Here is a 1,068-nt window from a genome sequence, read left to right as displayed (position 1 = left end):
TCGATTCGCTTCTTCGAAGTCTGAGTAAGTCGTCGTGTATACTTCTTCTTTTTTCAATGATGCATGGAAGGACTCAATTCCTGCATTATCATATGGTGTTCCTTTGCGACTATAGGAATGCCTTATTTTATTGTTTTCAAGCCAATTTTCCACTTCGATTGCTGTATATTGACTACCTAAATCAGTGTGTAGAATCATTCCTTCTGGGATGTGGTACCGTTGCTTTGCTTGATTGAATGTTTGTAACACACAATCGACAGTCATTCGTTTAGAAAATGTATAGCTAATAATCTTTTTCGTGTGTAAATCCATAATCGAAGATAAGTAACACCAACCATTTTTCTTAGTTGGAATGTAGGTGATATCAGCTACCCATTTTTCACAGATAGTTTTAGTAGAAAAGTCCTGATTTAAGATGTTCTCTTTTAAAACAACCGGCTGAACAGGCCGTTGAGGTCTGTATTTCTTAACCACAATTGACCTTAGATTTAATTGTTTCATCAGTTTTTGTACATGCTTAAGAGATACTGAAATTCCTTCTTTTAGCAACACTTGATGGATTTTTGTTGCACCATATCTCTGTTTATGATCAAAAAAGATCGTTGAAATCTTCTTTTTCAATTGGTTATTTCTGACTTCTGTAGCTGTTAACGATTTATTTTTATAAAAATAGTAGACGCTTCTAGGAATTTCTAATAACCGACACAACAAAGAAACAGTGTACTCCTTACACCATTTTTCAATGAATCGAACAAGTGACTTTAGGTCTTTCGAGAGAATATGGCTGCGGCTTTTTTTAATATTTCAAGTTCCTCTTTCAAACGAGCATTTTCTTTTCTCAAATCAGCCGCTTCTTTTCCGGTCAGTCCTGTGGACTGATTTGGTAAATATAAATTTTTCCATTTGTAAATCGTTGCTTCAGATAAGCCATATTCTTTCGCCAATCCTCGAACAGAACGTCCAGTTTGATTCAGCTCAACAATCATCTGTTTGAAATTTTCTTCGTATCGGGTCATAAAATCCATCCTCTCGTAGATAAGTTTAATTTATTTCTGTCTCTACGAAAAG

2 protein-coding genes are annotated in these 1,068 nt (G+C 34.9%); both read right to left on the bottom strand.

What is annotated here, in order from left to right; translation table 11 throughout:
• A partial coding sequence (locus FFM63_RS09755) for an IS3 family transposase (protein WP_246033378.1) occupies positions 1–744 on the bottom strand: 744 nt, incomplete at its 3' end.
• Between the two features lie 17 nt (positions 745–761).
• Positions 762–1,016 carry a transposase gene (locus tag FFM63_RS09750; RefSeq protein ID WP_010728946.1) on the bottom strand — a complete coding sequence of 85 codons (255 nt, stop codon included), beginning with the start codon at positions 1,014–1,016 and terminating at the stop codon, positions 762–764.
• Positions 1,017–1,068 lie beyond the last annotated feature (52 nt).

This window comes from Enterococcus pingfangensis (assembly GCF_005405205.1).
Lineage (GTDB): Bacteria > Bacillota > Bacilli > Lactobacillales > Enterococcaceae > Enterococcus_A > Enterococcus_A pingfangensis.
This window is presented reverse-complemented; position numbering and strand designations above follow the sequence as displayed.